General features: G+C 27.7%; 20 protein-coding genes and 2 pseudogenes. 20 read left to right on the top strand and 2 right to left on the bottom strand.

The window, feature by feature from the left end; all coding sequences use genetic code 11:
- The first annotated feature begins 292 nt into the window (after nucleotides 1-292).
- From ACWUD1_RS01615 to ACWUD1_RS01600, 4 genes are read left to right on the top strand one after another with little or no spacing between them, the layout of a single operon-like run.
- On the top strand, nucleotides 293-1,333 hold the full coding sequence (locus ACWUD1_RS01615; protein ID WP_472756913.1) for a BMP family ABC transporter substrate-binding protein: 1,041 nt from the start codon (nucleotides 293-295) through the stop codon (nucleotides 1,331-1,333).
- A gap of 3 nt (nucleotides 1,334-1,336) precedes the next feature.
- Nucleotides 1,337-2,797: an ATP-binding cassette domain-containing protein gene (locus ACWUD1_RS01610; RefSeq protein WP_472756797.1), complete on the top strand. Its 1,461-nt coding sequence runs from the start codon at nucleotides 1,337-1,339 to the stop codon at nucleotides 2,795-2,797.
- Nucleotides 2,794-3,729 carry an ABC transporter permease gene (locus ACWUD1_RS01605; RefSeq protein WP_472756796.1) on the top strand — a complete coding sequence of 312 codons (936 nt, stop codon included), beginning with the start codon at nucleotides 2,794-2,796 and terminating at the stop codon, nucleotides 3,727-3,729. Before ACWUD1_RS01610 ends, ACWUD1_RS01605 begins: the two co-directional genes overlap by 4 nt.
- The gene (locus tag ACWUD1_RS01600) at nucleotides 3,730-4,536 is read left to right on the top strand and encodes an ABC transporter permease (protein ID WP_472756795.1); all 807 of its coding nucleotides are present in this window, start codon (nucleotides 3,730-3,732) and stop codon (nucleotides 4,534-4,536) included. It begins immediately after the preceding gene.
- Here ACWUD1_RS01600 and ACWUD1_RS01595 read toward each other — a convergent pair.
- Nucleotides 4,533-5,198, bottom strand: a complete 666-nt coding sequence (locus tag ACWUD1_RS01595) for a tetratricopeptide repeat protein (protein WP_472756794.1) — start codon at nucleotides 5,196-5,198, stop codon at nucleotides 4,533-4,535. The genes ACWUD1_RS01600 and ACWUD1_RS01595 overlap by 4 nt on opposite strands.
- Nucleotides 5,195-6,241: a polyprenyl synthetase family protein gene (locus ACWUD1_RS01590; RefSeq protein ID WP_472756793.1), complete on the bottom strand. Its 1,047-nt coding sequence runs from the start codon at nucleotides 6,239-6,241 to the stop codon at nucleotides 5,195-5,197. The genes ACWUD1_RS01595 and ACWUD1_RS01590 overlap by 4 nt, the downstream gene beginning before the upstream one ends.
- Nucleotides 6,242-6,292: 51 nt before the next feature.
- On the opposite strand from ACWUD1_RS01590, the pseudogene ACWUD1_RS01585 reads away from it, so the two are divergent.
- The 16 genes and pseudogenes from ACWUD1_RS01585 (at nucleotide 6,293) to ftsA (ending at nucleotide 18,965) form a co-directional block, all read left to right on the top strand.
- Nucleotides 6,293-6,870: pseudogene (locus ACWUD1_RS01585) on the top strand (SAM-dependent methyltransferase).
- A 35-nt stretch (nucleotides 6,871-6,905) separates the two neighbouring features.
- On the top strand, nucleotides 6,906-7,436 hold the full coding sequence (locus tag ACWUD1_RS01580; RefSeq protein ID WP_472756792.1) for a chemotaxis protein CheW: 531 nt from the start codon (nucleotides 6,906-6,908) through the stop codon (nucleotides 7,434-7,436).
- Nucleotides 7,426-8,261, top strand: a pseudogene (locus ACWUD1_RS01575) (NAD(+)/NADH kinase). Before ACWUD1_RS01580 ends, ACWUD1_RS01575 begins: the two are co-directional and overlap by 11 nt.
- A gap of 139 nt (nucleotides 8,262-8,400) precedes the next feature.
- Nucleotides 8,401-8,547: a hypothetical protein gene (locus ACWUD1_RS01570; protein ID WP_472756791.1), complete on the top strand. Its 147-nt coding sequence runs from the start codon at nucleotides 8,401-8,403 to the stop codon at nucleotides 8,545-8,547.
- Nucleotides 8,547-8,807, top strand: a complete 261-nt coding sequence (locus ACWUD1_RS01565) for a hypothetical protein (RefSeq protein WP_472756790.1) — start codon at nucleotides 8,547-8,549, stop codon at nucleotides 8,805-8,807. Before ACWUD1_RS01570 ends, ACWUD1_RS01565 begins: the two co-directional genes overlap by 1 nt.
- A gap of 327 nt (nucleotides 8,808-9,134) precedes the next feature.
- Nucleotides 9,135-9,482 (top strand): hypothetical protein, encoded by a 348-nt coding sequence (locus ACWUD1_RS01560; RefSeq protein ID WP_472756789.1) that lies wholly within the window; start codon nucleotides 9,135-9,137, stop codon nucleotides 9,480-9,482.
- A 16-nt stretch (nucleotides 9,483-9,498) separates the two neighbouring features.
- Complete coding sequence (locus ACWUD1_RS01555) at nucleotides 9,499-10,257, top strand: hypothetical protein (RefSeq protein WP_472756788.1); 759 nt, start codon at nucleotides 9,499-9,501, stop codon at nucleotides 10,255-10,257.
- A gap of 21 nt (nucleotides 10,258-10,278) precedes the next feature.
- Nucleotides 10,279-11,346 carry a hypothetical protein gene (locus tag ACWUD1_RS01550; protein WP_472756787.1) on the top strand — a complete coding sequence of 356 codons (1,068 nt, stop codon included), beginning with the start codon at nucleotides 10,279-10,281 and terminating at the stop codon, nucleotides 11,344-11,346.
- 2 nt (nucleotides 11,347-11,348) lie between these two features.
- Nucleotides 11,349-12,182 (top strand): hypothetical protein, encoded by an 834-nt coding sequence (locus ACWUD1_RS01545; protein ID WP_472756912.1) that lies wholly within the window; start codon nucleotides 11,349-11,351, stop codon nucleotides 12,180-12,182.
- Nucleotides 12,175-13,065 carry a 16S rRNA (cytosine(1402)-N(4))-methyltransferase RsmH gene (gene rsmH, locus ACWUD1_RS01540; RefSeq protein ID WP_472756786.1) on the top strand — a complete coding sequence of 297 codons (891 nt, stop codon included), beginning with the start codon at nucleotides 12,175-12,177 and terminating at the stop codon, nucleotides 13,063-13,065. The genes ACWUD1_RS01545 and rsmH overlap by 8 nt, the downstream gene beginning before the upstream one ends.
- Nucleotides 13,066-13,072: 7 nt before the next feature.
- Nucleotides 13,073-13,342, top strand: coding sequence for a hypothetical protein (locus ACWUD1_RS01535; protein WP_472756785.1), 270 nt, complete (start codon nucleotides 13,073-13,075; stop codon nucleotides 13,340-13,342).
- A gap of 21 nt (nucleotides 13,343-13,363) precedes the next feature.
- Complete coding sequence (gene murF, locus ACWUD1_RS01530; RefSeq protein ID WP_472756784.1) at nucleotides 13,364-14,755, top strand: UDP-N-acetylmuramoyl-tripeptide--D-alanyl-D-alanine ligase; 1,392 nt, start codon at nucleotides 13,364-13,366, stop codon at nucleotides 14,753-14,755.
- 24 nt (nucleotides 14,756-14,779) lie between these two features.
- On the top strand, nucleotides 14,780-15,835 hold the full coding sequence (gene mraY / locus ACWUD1_RS01525; RefSeq protein ID WP_472756783.1) for a phospho-N-acetylmuramoyl-pentapeptide-transferase: 1,056 nt from the start codon (nucleotides 14,780-14,782) through the stop codon (nucleotides 15,833-15,835).
- A 52-nt stretch (nucleotides 15,836-15,887) separates the two neighbouring features.
- On the top strand, nucleotides 15,888-16,943 hold the full coding sequence (ftsW, locus tag ACWUD1_RS01520) for a putative lipid II flippase FtsW (RefSeq protein ID WP_472756911.1): 1,056 nt from the start codon (nucleotides 15,888-15,890) through the stop codon (nucleotides 16,941-16,943).
- Between the two features lie 37 nt (nucleotides 16,944-16,980).
- Nucleotides 16,981-17,724: a cell division protein FtsQ/DivIB gene (locus tag ACWUD1_RS01515; protein ID WP_472756782.1), complete on the top strand. Its 744-nt coding sequence runs from the start codon at nucleotides 16,981-16,983 to the stop codon at nucleotides 17,722-17,724.
- Nucleotides 17,724-18,965, top strand: coding sequence for a cell division protein FtsA (gene ftsA, locus ACWUD1_RS01510; RefSeq protein ID WP_472756781.1), 1,242 nt, complete (start codon nucleotides 17,724-17,726; stop codon nucleotides 18,963-18,965). The genes ACWUD1_RS01515 and ftsA overlap by 1 nt, the downstream gene beginning before the upstream one ends.
- Nucleotides 18,966-18,980: the final 15 nt, after the last annotated feature.

Raw genomic sequence — 18,980 nt, 5'->3', positions numbered from 1 at the left:
GAAGCGATCTTGAATTTTAATTAGAATGAATGTTGTGTAATAAGTGATGATTAAGGACGGCTTATAAAGTATTTTTAAAGGTTATTTATTAAGTTTAAGAGTAATATTTTTTTATCAAATTTGAGTAAGTAAACTTGGATATAAGTTGGACGTAATAGAGACTTTTATGATATCCTCTTACAAAGAAACTTTTTTTAAAAAAAGTAGATGTTATGTGAGTTTTTAGGTTTATGTCATTTAATTTTTATAATATCGATATTTTCATTTTATGAAAAGAAGGTGTTTGATTTTTGTGAGTAATTCTCTTTGCTTTAGAATTTTTTGGATTTTGATTTCATTTATTTGTTTATTTTTGTTTGTTTATATTAATTTTTTTAAACTTAGAGAAGTTAAATCTTCGTCCAATAAAAAAATTGCATTATTTGTTCCTGGCGTCATTAGCGGATCACCTTCTTATAAAGCAATGTATGATTTTTTGACTGAATTTCAGAATAGCAGAAATGATGTTGAGATTAAATTATTTGAAGCTGGTTTTAATCAGCATGAATGGATAGAATTACTTGAAAAGTTATTGAATTCTAAAAATTATGATTTTTTGATAACAACGAATAATGTGATGCAAGGAATTATTGATAAGATTTCTCAAAATTATCCTTTTACTAAATTTTTGCTTTTTGATTCTTTAGTTAAGAATGCTAATCCTCAAGTATATTCACTTTCTTATAATGTTGCAGAAGAAGCTTATATATTAGGTTATTATGTAGGTTTGTTTCTAAAGAATGCTAATTTATCAAATAAGAATGTTGCTTTAATTTCTGGACAAGAATATCCCGTTATGACTAATTGCATTTTTCCTTATTTTAAACGTGGAATTAAGGAGATTGTGGATGTGGAAGTATTCTTTAGGACTTTGGGGAATTGGCATGATAGTAATAGGGTAAAAGTTCTCTCTGACTCTTTAATTTTAGATTTAGGAGTTTCTATAATTCTTCCAATAGTAGGTCCAGCTGTTAAAGGGGTTTTATCATCGATACGAGAGCACGGTGTTTTTGCTGTGCTTTTTGATAGTGAGGATTATTTGGATAATAAAGATAATATTATTGGTTCAGGTATTACAAATCAAAGATTATTTTTAGGAAAAGTCTTAGATAAAGCTCTTAAGAACGAGATTCAATATGGGACTTATAAAGTGATTGGATTTAAAGAAGGGGGTGTTTCATTTAATTTATTAAATAAATTTTATTTAGAAAAGACCAGTTTGGAGCTTAAAGAGAGGCTTGAGACAAAGATGAAAAATATGAGCAATACTCAAATCAAAATAGATTTAGAATGATTTATGGTAGAGTTTAAGAATATAGTAAAATCTTTCCCAGATATTGAAAAGCCCATTATAGATAATGTCAATTTAAGGATTGAAAACTCTAAGATTTTAACTGTAATTGGGAGAAATGGGGAAGGTAAGAGTACCTTGTCGAAAATTATAGCTGGGTTTATTCATTTTGATAGTGGTGATGTATTTGTCAATAATAATAGACAGAAAAACTGGAATGTGGACACGGCAAAAAGTAATGGTATTTATATTGTATCTCAGATTCCAAAGCTTGATATGAACTTAAAGGTTTGGGAATATCTTAGTATTTATTGGTTTGATTCTCAATTTTTTATGCCAATGAATAAGTTTAAGACTTATAGATACTATAGATGGCTTAGGCAGTTTTATAATATTACATTTGATCTGGAGGTTAGATTACAAGATTTAAATATTAAAGAGATATATTTTTTGCTTACTATTTCTTCTCTTAAAGAGAATGCAAAGATCATTATTTTTGATGAAAGTGTTGCCTATTTTTCTCAGAAAGAGGCTAAAGAATTTATTAAATTGCTTCAAAATCTTAAAAAAGCAGGAATTACTTCTCTTTTTATTACACATAGAGAAATTGGAGATGCCTTAAAATTTAGTGATGAATTTATTATTTTAAAAGAGGGAAAATGTTTTAGAACGATAAACAAGGAAGTAATACTGAGCAAACTTAATCTCCCCCCTGATAAAAAATTTATTGCTGCAAATATTAGACGTAATGTTCCAAATGAGGATTTTATAAAATTTAATTTATTTTTTGAAGATTTTTGGCAGTATGATATTAGTTTTTCCTTAAAAAAAAGAGGAGTTTTGGGGATTATTGCAGAAGAAGCAACAATCAAAACATGGGAAAAATTATTCTTAGGTAAAATTCCATTTGTGGGTAGCATAAAAATGAATGGAAATAGATATGAACATATTGATCCTTATGAATTAAAAGCTGGATTTTTACCCTTAGGGATTGGCAATTTGTTTTCTGATAATACTACTATATTGGACAATTTTTTAGTTAAGATAATGAGTTTTGAAAATGAAGTTTTTATTAGGCAATCTACTATTAATAAACTTAAAAAATTTTTTAAAAATGATATGGGGTATTGTGATAGTAAGATACTAAAAACTTTTTATTCTAAGTCATTATCCTTTTCTGGAGGTACTTTGAAAAAGTTTGCTCTCTTGAGGGAAAAATATATCACAAAAAGTTTTTTAATTTGTTTTTCACCTCTTAGTAACTTAGACTACCGAGCATATAATGAGATATCTAACTTTATTCGTAGTTTTTCTAATGAGAAACCTGTATTATTAATCACGCCTAATTTAGATGAATTGCTTCTTTTATCCGATCATATTTTAGCAATAAAATTTGGTGAAATCATATTAAGGCTAGAAAGGGGACATGTTGACAAAACAGCTTTAAAGGAAATTTTGTTTATATGAGAGTATTTAAGCAAGAGTATATTTTATTAATATTTTCACTTAGTGTGTTAAGTATTAGTTATTTTTTTGATGGGTTTTTTAGTTTTTCTTATATGAAGATGATGTTTTGGAACTTTATGTTGCTTTTATTAATTGCAACAGGGATTTCCACTTGTGCTAGGAGTCATAGTTTGACCCTTGGTGATGAAGGACACGTTTATTTTGGAGCATTTCTATCATATATATTTTGTGAATTATGTGGGCTTACATATTTTAATTTTGTATTAATCATAATTTTAAGTTCATTCATAGTTGGTTTAATAGGCATTATTCCTTTTTTGTTGACATTTTTTTTTGGAGTAAATGGAATGCTTACAGGTCTTTTAATGTCTTATGGAAATCAAAGATTGATTGATGGATTTATATCTGCAAAGCTTTTAGGTGCACATGGTCTTTTGACTCAGACAAAAAGTGTTGATAAAATATTTGCTCTTGATACTGCTTTGCCATATTTACTTTTATTTAGTATTTTAATTTGGGGATGTTATGTATTTGTCAATAAAAGAACCGTTTTAGGATTAAAACTTGAAATATTGAGTGATAGAAAGACATTAAGCAAATTTTTTAGTATTAGTGAGTTTAAATATAAATTCTGTACGGTGTTTAGCAGTGCTTTTTTAAATGGACTTGTGGGTTCGATTTTTTTAATTTTCTTTAAGAATTATTTATTCTTAGGCTTAACTTCTGGACTTGGTTGGGACGGATTTATTGTTGCTGTGGTTTCAGGATTTAATTATATGTACATATTATTTTTTAGTTTATTCTTTGCAATGTTGAACGAGTTTAATAATTATCTTAAAATAAATTATTCATTTAAATTTGAATTTATTGGTTTATGTCAAGCGATTTCAATTTTCATCTCATTATTTTTATTTAATTCAGGTAAAAAATAGATGTTTGGTATTTTTTTACATTCTATAATATTTGCATATTTGGCTCTTGGAGTTCTATATACTGAAAAAGTGGGGCTTTTAAATATATCTATTGAAGGAATTTCTTTTTTAGCTGTTTTTTTAACCTCTTTTTTTATTTATTTGGGATATGGAATATTTATTTCAGTTATTATAACAATTTTGATTGGTTTAATCTTTGGATTTTGTATATCTTTTCTTGTAATCAATGGTTATGATATTTTTATAATAGGCATAGGAATTAATATATTATGTTATTTTTTAGTTAAAATTTTAATGGCAGTTAACTTCAATTTTATTCCAGGATTTAATTTAAATATTCAAAATGATGTTGCTATTATTTTTTTTGTTATATTTTTTTTCATTTTTTTAAGTATTAGTATTTATGTAATAAATTATTCAAAAATTAGAGTAGTTTTTGAGTTTATTCGTTCAAGTGATTATGAAAATATATTAGGCGAACAAACTAGTAATTATTTTAAATCTTTTGCTATTTTTATGTCTGCAATCTCAGCAAGTGTTGCAGGTTCATTTCTTGCTATAAATTTTAAGATTTATTCTTATAATTTAGGGTTAAGTAATGGGTGGCTTGCTATTTGCATACTTTATATTGCATTTGCAAGCCCATGGCTTGTTTTTCCCAGTGCACTTCTAATGGTATTTATTGAATATAAATTTTTTAATTTACAAGATTATGTGAATTCATATTTTGCCCTTTCATTACCTTTTTACATGGCTATATTAATTAATATATTTGTTTCACTTTTTAAAAAAACCAAGTTATTTTAATAAGTGGCATGTATTGAATTTTGAAGAATTCGTAAAGCCTTAATTTGCGATTCTAAGTCTATCACTTTAATTTTATTGAATTCGTAAAAGGGAATTTGTTTGATTATAGCTAAATTATTTAAGAATATTGTAAATATGCTGTCATCATATGTTTCTATCTGGAAGATGGTATTCATTATTAAATTAAACATTACATCTTCATCTTGTATGAAATGATAAAACCCTTTTTTTAAAATAGTATCAATTAATACATATACGTTAGTATTTAGTAATTCTTGGTTATCTTGGATAAATTGTATTACATAGTCCATTGAATTTTGTGTCTCCCCAATAAGAAAATATGCCCAAGAAATGTCAAGATAATTTTTTGTATCTTTGAAATCAATTATTTGTAGATAAGTTTTGCTTTGGTTGATTGCTTTTAACCAATTGTTCATTAAGTATTCTAATTCTGAAATTAGTAAATATGCATCAACTTGTTTTTGATCTTGATTTATAATTTGCATGAGTAGTGTTTTGGATTGATTATATTGTTTTAGACTTTTGAATAACATTGATCTTGTATAAAGTTCATCTATTTTTTGTTCATTTTCTATAGTAACTTTTGCATAAGTAGGAGTGATGATGTTCAACCAAATCAATGTGATAGCATATTTTCTCATAAATTTTCTCCTTTTATTCTTTGGACAATGTTTATTATCATATCTTTGTATTCATTGATCAATTCATATGAATTTAATTCTTCTGTAAATTTATTTAAGTATGACATTGCAATATTTGAAGATTGCTTAATGGCATTCGATGAGTTGAGCATGTTGCTAAATTTTAGTATTTTTTCTTTTGATTTCTCTATAGGCTGATTTTTAATTTTATTTAATTTTTGAATGATTTGTTTATCAAATTGTTTTTCTTTTAAAAAAAGGATTATAGGTAAACTCTTTTTTCCTTCAATGAGATCATCTCCAAAATCTTTGCCATTAATTCCATTTTTAATATTGCCAATATCATCTATTATTTGGAAGCAGGTTCCAAGTTGTAAGAATGTATTGTAAAAATTTTTAGCTTTAGTTTCATTATTTGTAAGTATTCCGGCTAAAAATCCAGCCATTCCGAAAAAAGAACTTGTTTTAAGCTCGACTAAAGATATGTATTCTTGCAAGCTAGGAATATATGTTCCATTATGAAGAGCGATATCAATTCCTTGTCCTAAGTGGAGATTTGAGAGAGTTGTAAAAAAGTTTTCATAAATTAATAATTTTTGATTCATCTTTAAGTGTGAAGTTTGTATTAATTTTGCGGGAAGAAAATAAATTAAATTTGCTGTATTAATGCTATTATCTAGTCCATACATCAAGTGAATCGCGGGCTTGCCGCGTCGTTTGCTTGCTTTGTCTTCTATATCATCAACAATTAAACTTCCAGAATGAGGTAGTTCAAGTAGAATGCTTAATTTATATAGTTCTTCGGTATCACGATTGTCATATCCTAATGCATGTGCTAATAAGATCATTAACATGGGTCTTATTCGTTTGCCCCCTCTATTGATTATTTCAATAGCTGGGGCTTGGATTGTTTTTATTATATTTTCTTTTATATTAAATTTTAAGTTTAAGCCTTTGTCTTTAAATAGATTAAGAAAGTAATCTTTTGAGAATATATTATTAATATTTTTTTCGATCTTATCTAAAAATGATTTATTTTGCATAATATAATTATAATAAATAAGTATAATTTGAGTGTATTGAAGATAAGCAATATGTATAATTTTGCAGATGAATATTCAAAAAGGGCTAAAAGAGAAGGATATCTTGCTAATCCGTTTATAAATTAATTGAAATTGATCAAAGATTTTCATTATTCTCTTCTGGCAATGTATTAGACATTGGAGCGTCTCCTGGCAGCTTTTCTCAATATGCTTATGGCAATCTTCAAAAAGGGGTACTTGTTGCAGTGGATCTTAACGATATTAATCTTAAATTTACTAATAATTTTTATTTTATTAAAGGTGATATATTCCTTGATAAAGTTTGTCAAAAAATCAAAATTTTTGCACCTTATAGTTTAATTATAAGCGATGTTGCTCCTAAAACTACTGGTAATAGATTGGTTGATACAAGTAATTCTTTTAATTTGAATATGAAAATAATTGAATTGGCATTTGGAGTATTGGCAAGGGGCGGTAACTTATTAATTAAAGTTTTTCAAGGAGGTGAGGAAGAACAGCTTTTTTATAAGCTTAAGGATTGTTTCAAGCTTGTCAGAAAGATTAGGCCCAAAGCTGTTCGTAAAAATTCTTTTGAAATTTATTTTTTATCTAAAAATTTTATTGGGTAAGTATAAGTATTTAATTTGATTAGAGGTATTGAGTTATGTTTTCGAGAGGAAAAATTATAGAGAAAAAATCTAATTTTCAGGTTGCGTGCTTTAAAATAGGCAAAGAGAGTTATGGGGTTACAATAGAGCATATTAGAGAAGTAATTAAGGTTCCTTTAGAAGGTATATATTCGATACCGAATGTTCCTGATTATATTACGGGTATTTATAATCTTAGAGGGGATGTTATCCCTTTAATAAATTTAAATGTTAGGTTTAAAATCCCGTCTGTTTATACAACGGAAGAAGATAAGCTTTTAACAGGTTATTTAATAGTTAGTGTTAGAGATAAGCTTTTAGGAATTTTTGTAGATAAGGTTTTAAAGGTTATTAATTTTGATATATCTAAGATACAGGAGCCTCCTGCTACTTTACAAACTTTAGATAGAAAATATATATCAGGTGTTGTTAAAATTGAAGGTGAAGAGAGTTTTGAGGGCGAATATTTAATTTTAATTGATATTGAACGGATATTTAGTAAAAATGAATTTGAAATGATTCCATATAAGGAGAAGAATGAAGAGTAAGGTTCTCATTTACGTAAATTATTCAAATTTGGATGCTGAAGGCCTTGCGTGTGAGATACAAGAATATTTGGAACGTAAATATGGTGTCTTAAGTTTATTTGCAGGAGTTGAGAGGTTTCCAAAGAAATTAGCTAAAGATGATTTTATTTTTGCAATAACTTTGGGTGGGGATGGTACAGTTTTATTAGCAAGCAGTTTACTTTTGGAAAATGACATTGATATTCCCATTATTTCAATAAATTTGGGCAAGGTGGGGTTTTTAGCAGATATAAAACCTAAAGATTTTAAAGAAATAATAGATAAATTTTTTAACAATTCTTTAGTTATTCATAAAAAATATTTACTTAGCATCAGCGCTTATGAGAATGGAAATAATATGTTTACCAAGTATGCTTTAAATGATATTATTGTTCGTTCTAGTATTCTTAATAAATTGATTTATGTAGATCTGAAGGTTAATTTGGAAGATTTTCTTTCATATAGGAGTGATGGAATAATATTTGCAACGCCCACGGGTTCAACTGGGTATTCTTTTTCAGCAGGTGGTTCCATCTTAGAATCAGATTTAAAGCTTTTATTTTAACCCCCATTTCGCCACATTCTGTTTATAATCGTTCTTTTATTTTTTCAATTGGAAGCAAGATTTCACTTTCATTTCAGAAGAAATATGCATTAAATGCAGCATCAATTTTTGTTGATGGGGTTAATATTGGTAAATTTGGGATTGATATTGTTTTTGAAGTAGGACTTAATAATAAGAGTTTGCGTTTTGCATCATTTTGTACAGATACTTTTGTTAAAAGACTTAAGAATAAGTTATTATAGGGTGTTTTAATAATATATATGGTTAGTGTAGTTTATTTTTAAGTTTTTTAGAAAAAATTTTATTTTAATTGGGGAAGTATCTATTAACTTTATTCCCGTTTTGATAAGCGTTGGAGGGCCTTGAAGGTGAAAAATTTTATTGTTTTCATCTATTTTATTTGTTATTTGCTTTGGTGAGAAGATTAAAAATAATGTTATTATGGATAAAGAGCGGGAGTGTATTCTATTTGCTAAGTTTAGAGCCAAAGTGATGCTTAAGGATTATTTGTTTTTAAAGATGCCTTAATGGAATCTTTTCTTATGATAACTAAAGTAATATGGTTTAAATTTTTAGATATTCTTCTTTGCAATTATTATATTGATGTTGATAATGGGTTAATTTTTAATATATTAGTTAAAATACATTTTAAGAATCATCAGTATTTAAGCTTAAATAGTGGTGTTTTTGTTTTAAATAGGATAAAAAATGTGATATATGATATTGAATATCTGTTAAGGATTGGTAATAATTATTTTAAGCTTGAAAAGCGTCTTCAAAACTCTTAATATGAGCTTGAGGATGTCATAGTATTAAAGGGCAGGCTGGATAATATCAGTGATTCATTATTTAGTTTTAAAACTGAAAGATTCAATAGAGAACAAGGGTTAAGTTATTTGTTTAAGAGAATAAAAGAATTATAGTTGATATTTCAGGCATCAGACAAGTTGATATCTTGAAAATTGCATCTAGAGTTGTTGATGTTTTGTGTAAATTTAGTATGGAGTCTGCATAATTTTTGTATCAATATCTAAAGTTGAACTTATAGTGATTGGTATTGGTTTAAGGGTCCAGTCAATTGATAGAATTATATCTGGGGCGAATTTTCAAAAATAATGTTGGTCATTAAGGATGTAAGAATGTTGTTGATGGTGAGTATAGATTTATCATATTTTAAAAATAGATTCTGCATAGGAGGTGAATTCAGAGTGGATTTAGATAAGTATTTCAAGGATTTGTCAGAGGATGTGCAGAGATTTGTTGTAACACATCTTGCTAATATTGCAAGTCTTTCAGAATATCATATTTTGGCAAAAAAAGGATTCATAAAAAATAAAACTTATGTTCAGACTTTTTTGTTATTTGGTAGTGAGTGTATTGCAGACATTGTTCGAATGTTTAGTGAAAATATGAAAGATATTAGCTTTAGGCATGCAAAAGATCTTTTAAAGAGTAATAATTGATTGTAAGCAGGTATTTATGGATTTAGTTCATAATGAAAATTATCAAAAAATTTTGTTTGTTGATGATCTGATTTTGCAGACTTTAGGAAATATAAAAAAAATAAAAGAATCCGGTAGGCTTGCAAAAGATTCGGGCATAACGGTTAATTTTATTAATTTGAATCTAAATGTTTTAAGTTATATTGCATCATTAAATTATTTTTATACAAGACCTAGATTAAAAGTTAATTATGATTTTAGAACAAATCTTTTTGGTTTTGTTTCTGATTTCTCATTGTTCGTAAGTCCGGTTTTACTTATTTCTGTTAGCGAACTTATGTCTATTGAATCTGTTGTTAATTTAAACCCCCAAGAGCGATTTTTAATTATTAAAAAATTAGGATATCTTATTGATTTGGGGATTTGTTTTAGTAAAGGTGATTCTAAGGCAATTCTTTTTTTGGAAGACATATACCTTAAATTTATTATTTTAGCTAAAAATTTTATTGATTTTAAGAGTTTATCAAAAAATTTATTTATTGATAGTCCTTTTTATAAGGTTCAGTTAGCTCATCTGATTAAATCTTTAGAGTTGTTAGAAGAAGGGGCTTTCTTATTAAGAGCAAGATATGAATTAAATGGGGCTTATGGGCTTTCAGAGCAGATTTTAAATTATATCGAGGCTGGTAAAATTTTAGCTACTGTTACTTCTCAAAAGGAAATGGCTGAAAAATTTACAAAATTTTATGACGTTTGGTCTATTAAATTTCAGTCAGATTTGGGTAAAAGTAAATAAGTTTAGGGAGTGTTAACATTTGTGAATCTTTATAGGGAAAATATAACTAGATTTGGCAAGATTAAAATCTTTTTGTTATCAATTTCTTTATTGATATTTATAATATTATTTGATTCTGTTTTAAGGTCAACAATTGATATTGCAAATTTTTATAAGTTTAATCGTTTTAAAAAGAGTGATAATTTAGTTGAGACTAAAGCAGTAAATAATATCTTTATTAAAGATCAGATTTTAAGTCTGGATTTTAATAAGGAATGTTATCATGTTGCAAGTGATCGTTTGGTGAGTTTTTCAGACTATTACTATGTGCTTAATAAGTCTAAAACCGATTATTATGTTTTTTCTAAAGACACAGATCAATTTTTGTTTTCTTTGCAACATAAAGATTTTGTTTTTGTTAAAAAAAATGCTATTTTTGCTTTAAATAATTTATATAAAAGGTTGGAAATATATGACGCAGATGGGAGACAAACTTTATCTTTTAAATTTATAGCTTCAATATTAAGTATTGATTATAATGATGATGTTTTGGCTTTAGGGCTTTCTGATGGCAAGACTTATGTGTATAAACTTGGGAAAATGCTTTACAGCAATGATTTGTCAGGCATTGGCTTGCCAGTTATATGCATTAAATTAAGTGAGGATAATAAATATTTATGTATCTTAAGAGGACATGAGGAATATTCTTTAGAGGTTATTAGCTTAGAAGATGGGTATAAGCAGGTTTTATATTTGATGAATTTAAGAGTTAAAGATTTTAGTTCTTTTTTTAAGATTGATAAATTCTATAATTTATTTATTGAGACCGTAGATTCATTTTTAATACTTAATATTAAGAGTGATAAAATTTTTAGAGTTAGTAATAAAAATTCTGTCTTGAGAGCCTCTTATGATTCTTTTTATAGATTATATAGAATATATTTTTATGATTTGGATAATGATATAATCAATATACGGACTTATGCTGTGGACTCTTATAAATTATTTGATAATATTTTTTTTCAAGATAAGGTAATTGCATGCGTTGAATTTAATGAAGGTATTTTATATTTTAATAGTGATAATGATTTAAAATATTTAGGGCTGTAGTTATAATGTTCATTATTTTTCTTTTTTTGTTTAGTTTTTTTAATTTATATTCATTTTTGGAATTTCGTAATGATGAAAAATTTGATTTAGTAAGTGATTTCGGTGAATTTAGAGATGGTAATTTTAATATTGGTATAAGTTTAAAAGCTTTAGATGGATGTTTTTCTGTTTTTTCAAATAATTACAAAATTTTATATTACAAAAATAAGATAAGTGAGTATGATAGGAGTGTTTTGATTCTTTTTGATAAAGATTTAGGTCTTCATTTGGAATTTTTTGGTGATTTTACCTACAAAGAAGAAAAAATTTTTTTAAAAAATGAGAATAAAGTTTTTGATGTGGTGGTTGTTGATCAATATGGTGGACGGGTAGTTAATCCTTTATTTGTGATAAAGAATAAAAGTAATTTAAATATCAATTCTTACTTTTGTTTAGATAATATCCTTTTACAAGGTAAGGATGATGTAATGCTTGAATTGAAAGGAAATATGGAGCTGGATTTAGAGTTGGGTAATCATAGTCTTATTTTAAATTTTTTGAAAAAAGATATTAGTAAATCAAAACCTTTAAGTGGTATTTATTATTTTGAAGTATTTTTAAATAATAATAGTATTTTTCGTGCTGATTTTCAGAGCATGTCTTTAAAAGATAATTTATATATTGTATCTGAGAATGGAAATTATAATTTAGATGTTTTTAACATAAAAAAGGATAGTGGCAGTATTGAGATAAATAATCTTGAGTTCACTAATGGCCTTAATGAAATTAAGGTCAAATATGGGGATGTCTATAACAATGATAATAGTTTAATTTATAGGTTTATACTTAATGGGTAGACCTGTTCATACTCCTGTATTGCTTAATGAAATTATTGGTCTTTTAAAAACTGTTAACATTAGTAAAGAACTTGTTTTTATTGATTGTACTCTTGGGGAAGGTGGGCATTCAAGTGCAGTACTTAAGGAGCATCAAAACATAAATGTTATAGGCATTGAAAGGGATGATACTATTTTAAAAAGAGCAAAGGAATTTCTTATAGAATTTGAAGGAAGAATTTCTTATTTTAATACTTGGTTTGATGATTTTTTTAGTGAGTATCCTTTGCGAAATAAAGCTAATTTTATTTTAGCCGATCTTGGCATTTCTATGTTTCATTATAAGCAGAGTAGCAGGGGATTTTCTTTTTTTGAAGATGAGAGATTAGATATGAGACTTAATCCTGATGCTGGAGGTCTTAGTGCTTATGATATTGTCAATACTTTTGATAAAGAGAGACTTGAAAACTTAATCTATGAGCTTGGTGGTGAATATTATTCTAGGAGAATTGCTAAATTTATTTTAGAACATAGAAAGATTAAGAAAATAGTAACTTCAAGAGACCTTCAAAGCATAGTTAACAAAGCATATCCTGGTAGGACAAAACTTAAAGTAAATCCAGCAACTAAGACTTTTCAGGCATTAAGAATCTATGTTAATGATGAACTTTTTCGCTTGAAAAAGAGTTTGCCATTCTGGATAAAAAGCTTGTCAAGAGATGGGATCTTAGCTATTATTACATTTCACTCGTTAGAAGATAAGATTGTAAAAGAATTTTTTAAAGGTCTAAATAAAGAACAATATTGCATGCTTACTAAAAAGCCTATCATTGCAAGTTTTGAAGAGAGGCGATGCAATATTGCATCAAGAAGTGCTAAGCTTAGAGCCATAAAAAAGTTATAAGAATAAAATGGAAAGAATTGAAATCAGATTGTATTGTGTATTAATTTTGATATTAACAATTGTAATATGTCTCAATATTTATTTTAACTTTCAGTATGTTGTAAAATTACGTGAGTTTGATGATTTAAATGAGGAGCAGAGTGATATCATTGATGAAAATCTTAGATTGTTAACCATAATATATGAACTTCAAAGTATTGATAGGATAGAGGAACTGAGTCTAGATTATTTGGATTTAGAAAAAAAGGATAGTAAAGACATTAATATTATTAAGTAATAGAAATTGTGAGGGTATTTGGTGAATATAAAAATTGAAGATATTGTGGATTCCTTTAGTGATATCAAATTTATTGGTTACTCAAGCAGTATGCAGAGGTTTGTATCATTTTATTCTCTTGATAGTCGTGAGATAAATGCAGAGAATAGTAGTACCAGTCTTTATTTTGCATACAAAGGTGACAGAATAGATGGATTTTATTTTGTTGAGTATCTAATTAGTATTGGGGTTAGATGTTTTGTATGTTCTAAAGATTGCGAACGTTTGTGTCTGGAGTATTTATACAGGAATGAGGATTTGGTTTTTTTACTCACGAGTGATGTAGTTGTGTGTCTTCAAAATTTTGCAGCACATTTTATTAAAAGAACAAGTTTTAAAAGAATAGCTATTACTGGTAGTAATGGGAAAACCACAACAAAAGAAATGCTTTACAGTATATTGTCAAGAAAGCATAAAACCTGCAAGACTTGGGGAAATTTAAATTCAGATATTGGACTTCCTTTAAGCGTTTTGAGGACTGAGGGAGATGAGGAATATGCTGTTTTTGAAGTTGGTGTCAGCTATGTTGGAGAAATGAATCTTCTTGCTAGTATATTAGATCCTGAAATTGTTATTGTGACAAATGTGAATTATGCACATATGCAAGCTTTTGAAAATTTAGAGGTTGTTGCTTCTGAGAAGGGTAAAATCATAACTGAGAGTACTAGGGTCATCATTTTAAATGAAAGTTGTCCTTATCATTCTCGTTTAAGAGAAATAGCTAGGTCTGTTAATCCAGATATTAATATTTTTTATTTTGATTTTCATAATCTTCAAATTGGGTCATTTACGTTTTCAAATGAGAAATTTTTTTATGATTTTACTTATAAAGGCTTTGATTATTCTATTTTGTTGCCCGGGAAGCATAACATCTTTAATGCAATATCTTGCATTAATTTAGCTTTATTACTTGGACTTGACGAAAATGAGATTCGTAATGGTTTAATGCATGTTGATTTTCAAAAAGGAAGAGCAGAGTTTTTAAGAATAAAAGATTATTTAATTTTAAATGATTCTTATAATGGTAATTTAGGTTCATTTATGGCATTAAAAGAAATAATTTTAGATCTTGAAATTAAGGGTAAAAAAATTATTATTCTTGGATCTTTTAAAGAACTTGGGAAATTTGCGTATGAAGTACATAAAACCGCAATTAGTGAAGTTATTTTAATGAACTTTGATAGGGTGTTTTTAATTGGTGAAGAATTTCAAGAAGTGAAACGAGTTGAAAATTTAAGGTTAAATAATTTCTTTTATTTCAGTGAGTTTGAATATTTTATCGATTATTTTATAAATAATTTGGAAACTGGATATTTTATTGTGATTAAAGGTTCAAGGTTAAATAGATTAGAAAGGATTCTTGATTATCTTTAAAGAGTTAATGGGGGAGGCGGATTGATGTTTTATCTTTTAGGCCTTAGGTTATTACACTACATTACTTTTAGAACAGCTTATGCTACTATTTTTGCATTTCTGCTTGCTTTAGTTTTTGGTCCATTTATTATCTTAAGACTTAAAAAATTAAAACTAGATCAGATTTTAAGGGAAGATGGCCCAAGACGTCATTTAAATGAGAAGGCGGGGGTTCCTACTATGGGGGGTATTCTCATTTTTTTTTGTGTTTTGGTTTCTTTATTTTTTTGGATTAATATTTGGAATATTTATTTTTTAATTATACTTTTTGTCATGATTAGTTTCGCATTCCTAGGATTTGTGGACGATTTGCTTAAAATAAAGAGGAAAAATTCAGATGGTCTTACTCCTAGGTTTAAGATTTATGGGCAAATATTATTTTCTTGTATTTCAGTTACCATGCTTTATTATTTTGGTGGTGAGCATGTTAGTATAATTTATTTTCCATTTTTTAAATTCCTTAAATTAGATTTAGGAATTTTATATATTCCATTTGGGATGTTTGTTTTAATATCGGCATCCAATGCTTTTAATCTAACAGATGGACTTGATGGACTTGCTATTGGGCTTAGTATTGTTGTAACGGGAACATTAGTAATAATTGCATACCTTACAAGTAGAGTGGATTTTGCATTTTATTTGAATATTCCCAATATCAAAGGTTCTGAAGAGCTTGTAATATTTCTTGGGGCTTTGCTTGGGGGTAGTTTTGGATTTTTATGGTTTAATGCGTATCCTGCTAAAATAATGATGGGTGATACTGGTAGTCTTTCAATTGGGGCAGTTCTTGGAATGACGGCTTTAATCTTGAAAAGTGAGATTCTTTTTGCAATTCTTGCAGGGGTTTTTGTAGTTGAGGCTTTATCTGTCATTATTCAAGTTGCAGTTTATAAAAAGACCAAGAAAAGGGTATTTAAAATGGCACCACTTCATCATCATTTTGAGGAGCTTGGGTGGTCTGAGATGCAAGTTGTTATTAGATTTTGGATAATAGGTCTCATATTCGCTATAATTGCTCTGAGTACCCTTAAGATTAGATGAGTTTGAAAAAATTGTTATGTTTGTAGATAAATCCTCTCTTAGAAAATTTTATTTGCTTATTTTATGGTCACTTATTGCTTATGGTCTTATTGTATTTTATACATCTTCATTTTTTTTAAGTCTAGAACTTACAGGGGATCCTAATTTTTTATTTTTGATGCGTCTTAAATATCTTTTATTAAGTTTTATTGTATTTTTTGTGTTTGAGAGAATTTCTTTAGATTTTTTAAAAAAAATTGTTTCTATCATATTACTTGTGACTTTTACATTAATTTTAGCAACCTTTTTCTCTCCCAGTGTTTCTGGAGCGCAGAGATGGATATTTATACGAGGGATTAGTATTCAGCCTTCAGAGCTTTTTAAGGTATCGTTTACAATTTATCTTGCAAGTTATTTGAGTAGATTTAGATTTAAGTTGGACAATAATATTTCTTATTGGCTTAAACCTATGTTAATTTTTGGTGTTTTTTGGCTGCTAATAATTTTACAGAATGATTATTCAACAGCTATTTATTTTGCCATTCTTTTTTTTATTGTTTTATTTATTTCTGGAATGTCATTAGGATATATTTTTGCTATATTATTTACCTTTTTCCCAGTCTCTATGATTTTTTTAATATTTGAACCTTATAGGGTTGCTAGAATTTTTGCATTTTTAAACCCTTATGATGATCCTTTGGGAAAGGGATATCAAATAATCGCATCACTTAATGCTTTAAAGAATGGTGGTCTTGTGGGTAAAGGTCTTGGGATGGGTGAGATAAAACTTGGCAAATTACCAGAATCCAATTCCGATTTTATTTTTTCTGTGCTTGGGGAAGAATTGGGATTTTTAGGGATTTGTGTTGCTATTATATTATTTTTTTTATTTTTTTATTTGGGGTATTCTGTTGCTATTTTTGCCAAAAGTAGATTTAGATTTTTTATTGCATTTATTTCAAGTCTTGCAATTTTTATTCAAAGCATTATGAATATTTTAATTGCAATCGGGCTTTTGCCTCCCACAGGTATCAATTTGCCATTTTTTTCATCAGGCGGTTCTTCTATTGTTGCTACAATGGCACTTTCCGGACTTATTGCAAATGTTTCTAGAGACATTGAAGAGTAGTTTAAGTTTTGTGAAATAGTAGTGTAATCTTAAATTTATGTTGATTTATAGAAAATTTTTGATTATATATATTTATATAATAATTTCTTTTATATTGTTTGAGATTGTTTTTATTATTTTTATTTCGCCTTATTTTCTAATTAGATATATCAGTTTTAATGATGATACTCATATTTCTAAGGAAGATATACTAAGTATTTCAGGAATTAAGCCTAATACTTATTATTATAATGCTGATATCAATACTTATGAAAAAAATATTAAGAGAGACTTAAGAGTGAAAGATGTGAGGGTAGAACTCAAGTTTCCCAATACTATTAGAATTAATATTGAGAAAAGGGTTCCTATAGTTACTGCTTATGAGAATATTGATGGTAGTTTTATTTATTATTTTATTGCATCAGATGGTTTAATTTTAGAAAAATGTAGAGATTTGATTTATGATTTGCCTATAATTAGTGGACTAAACTTAAATGGGAATGAAATTGGTGATTTTTTAGAAGATAGAATGTTATCTGTTATAAAGAACCTTGCCTATGTTAAAATAAATCAAAATACTTTGTATAATCTAATATCAGAAATTAATTTTTTGAAGTTGAATTTCTATGATTACAAGATTACTTTATATATAAAAAATATATATAATAAAATATTAATAACAACGGATATGGATTTAATAAGTGTTATGCATAAGGTGTTTATGGTATCTGATTTACTTAAAAAAAAGTCCTATACTGTTGATTTAAGAAGTGGTAATGTCATTTTGTTAGGAGCAAATTAGTGTCTAGGGATTTGATAGTAGGATTAGATGTTGGAACTTCAAAGATTTGTACTGTTGTGGCTGAAGTTAATCTGAATAATCAGTTAGAGATAGTAGGTATAGGCACTAGTGTATCACGGGGTGTAAGGAAAGGAGTTCTTATAAATATTGAAGCTGCACTTGATTCAATTTCTAATTCTATTGAGGCAGCTGAACTTATTTCTGGTTGTGACATTGCCACTCTTTCTGTATCTATGTCTGGTAGTAGTATTGAAGGGACTAACTCTCGTGGAGTTGTTGCAATAAATTCAAAAACTAGAGAAATTGATAATGAAGATGTTGAGCGTGTGATTGAAGCTGCTAAGGCAATTGTGATTCCGATGGATAGGGAAATTTTACATGTAATTCCTCAAGAATTTATTGTTGATGGAATTCCTCATATAAAGAATCCAATAGATATGATGGGAATTCGTCTTGAGGGTGAGGTGCATATCATTACTGGATCTAGTTCTTCTAGTCAAAATTTAGTTAGGTGTGTCAATCGCGCTGGGTTTTCTGTTGATGAAGTTGTGCTTGGCAGTTTGGCATCATCATATGCTACTTTATCTAAAGAAGAAAGAGAAATGGGTGTTTTGTTTATTGATATGGGCAAGGGTACAACTGATATAATCCTTTATGTTGATGGTTCGCCTTATTATACAGGAGTTATTCCTATTGGTGCTAATAGAGTTACTCTTGATATTGCACAAGTGTGGAAAGTACCTGAAGATATTGCTGAGAATATTAAAATTACAGCTGGTGTTGCTCATATTTCTGCTCTTGAGAGTCAAATGGAGAGTGTTATTATTCCTAATCTTGGAACTAGGCCGCCTCAAGAGAAAAGCCGAAGAGAATTGGCTATAATAATTAATTCAAGATTAAGTGAGATCTTTGAGATGATAAAAGCTGAAATAATGAAAAGAGGGCTTTATAATAAGATTAATGGAGGAATTGTTTTAACTGGGGGAGGAACTTTGTTTCCAGGTATTTCTAATTTGACAGAAGAGATATTTAAATATCCGTCAAGGATAGGATTTCCGATGAATATTAATGGTGTTGGAGAAGAGTATATTGATCCTAAATTTTCCTCAGCTCTTGGTCTTGTTCTTTATAAACATGAACAGCAGAAATTCAATAAATTAAAGAAGGGAAATAATAAATCTAAGAGACAAAATAAAATATCTGCAATATTGAAAGGTTGGTTTTTGAAGGAATGGTTTTGACCAATCATGGAGGAA

Source organism: Borrelia tillae (assembly GCF_055693965.1).
This window is presented reverse-complemented; position numbering and strand designations above follow the sequence as displayed.

Coding starts and splice junctions, on each gene's coding strand:
- ACWUD1_RS01565 (WP_472756790.1), top strand. CDS start 8,547: ATGGAATCTTTTCTTATGATAACTAAAGTAATATGGTTTAAATTTTTA.
- rsmH (WP_472756786.1), top strand. CDS start 12,175: ATGGGTAGACCTGTTCATACTCCTGTATTGCTTAATGAAATTATTGGT.
- ACWUD1_RS01515 (WP_472756782.1), top strand. CDS start 16,981: ATGTTGATTTATAGAAAATTTTTGATTATATATATTTATATAATAATT.
- ACWUD1_RS01590 (WP_472756793.1), bottom strand. CDS start 6,241: ATGCAAAATAAATCATTTTTAGATAAGATCGAAAAAAATATTAATAAT.
- mraY (WP_472756783.1), top strand. CDS start 14,780: ATGTTTTATCTTTTAGGCCTTAGGTTATTACACTACATTACTTTTAGA.
- ACWUD1_RS01535 (WP_472756785.1), top strand. CDS start 13,073: ATGGAAAGAATTGAAATCAGATTGTATTGTGTATTAATTTTGATATTA.
- ACWUD1_RS01610 (WP_472756797.1), top strand. CDS start 1,337: ATGGTAGAGTTTAAGAATATAGTAAAATCTTTCCCAGATATTGAAAAG.
- ACWUD1_RS01600 (WP_472756795.1), top strand. CDS start 3,730: ATGTTTGGTATTTTTTTACATTCTATAATATTTGCATATTTGGCTCTT.
- ACWUD1_RS01560 (WP_472756789.1), top strand. CDS start 9,135: ATGTTGGTCATTAAGGATGTAAGAATGTTGTTGATGGTGAGTATAGAT.
- ACWUD1_RS01555 (WP_472756788.1), top strand. CDS start 9,499: ATGGATTTAGTTCATAATGAAAATTATCAAAAAATTTTGTTTGTTGAT.
- ACWUD1_RS01595 (WP_472756794.1), bottom strand. CDS start 5,198: ATGAGAAAATATGCTATCACATTGATTTGGTTGAACATCATCACTCCT.
- ACWUD1_RS01580 (WP_472756792.1), top strand. CDS start 6,906: ATGTTTTCGAGAGGAAAAATTATAGAGAAAAAATCTAATTTTCAGGTT.
- ACWUD1_RS01605 (WP_472756796.1), top strand. CDS start 2,794: ATGAGAGTATTTAAGCAAGAGTATATTTTATTAATATTTTCACTTAGT.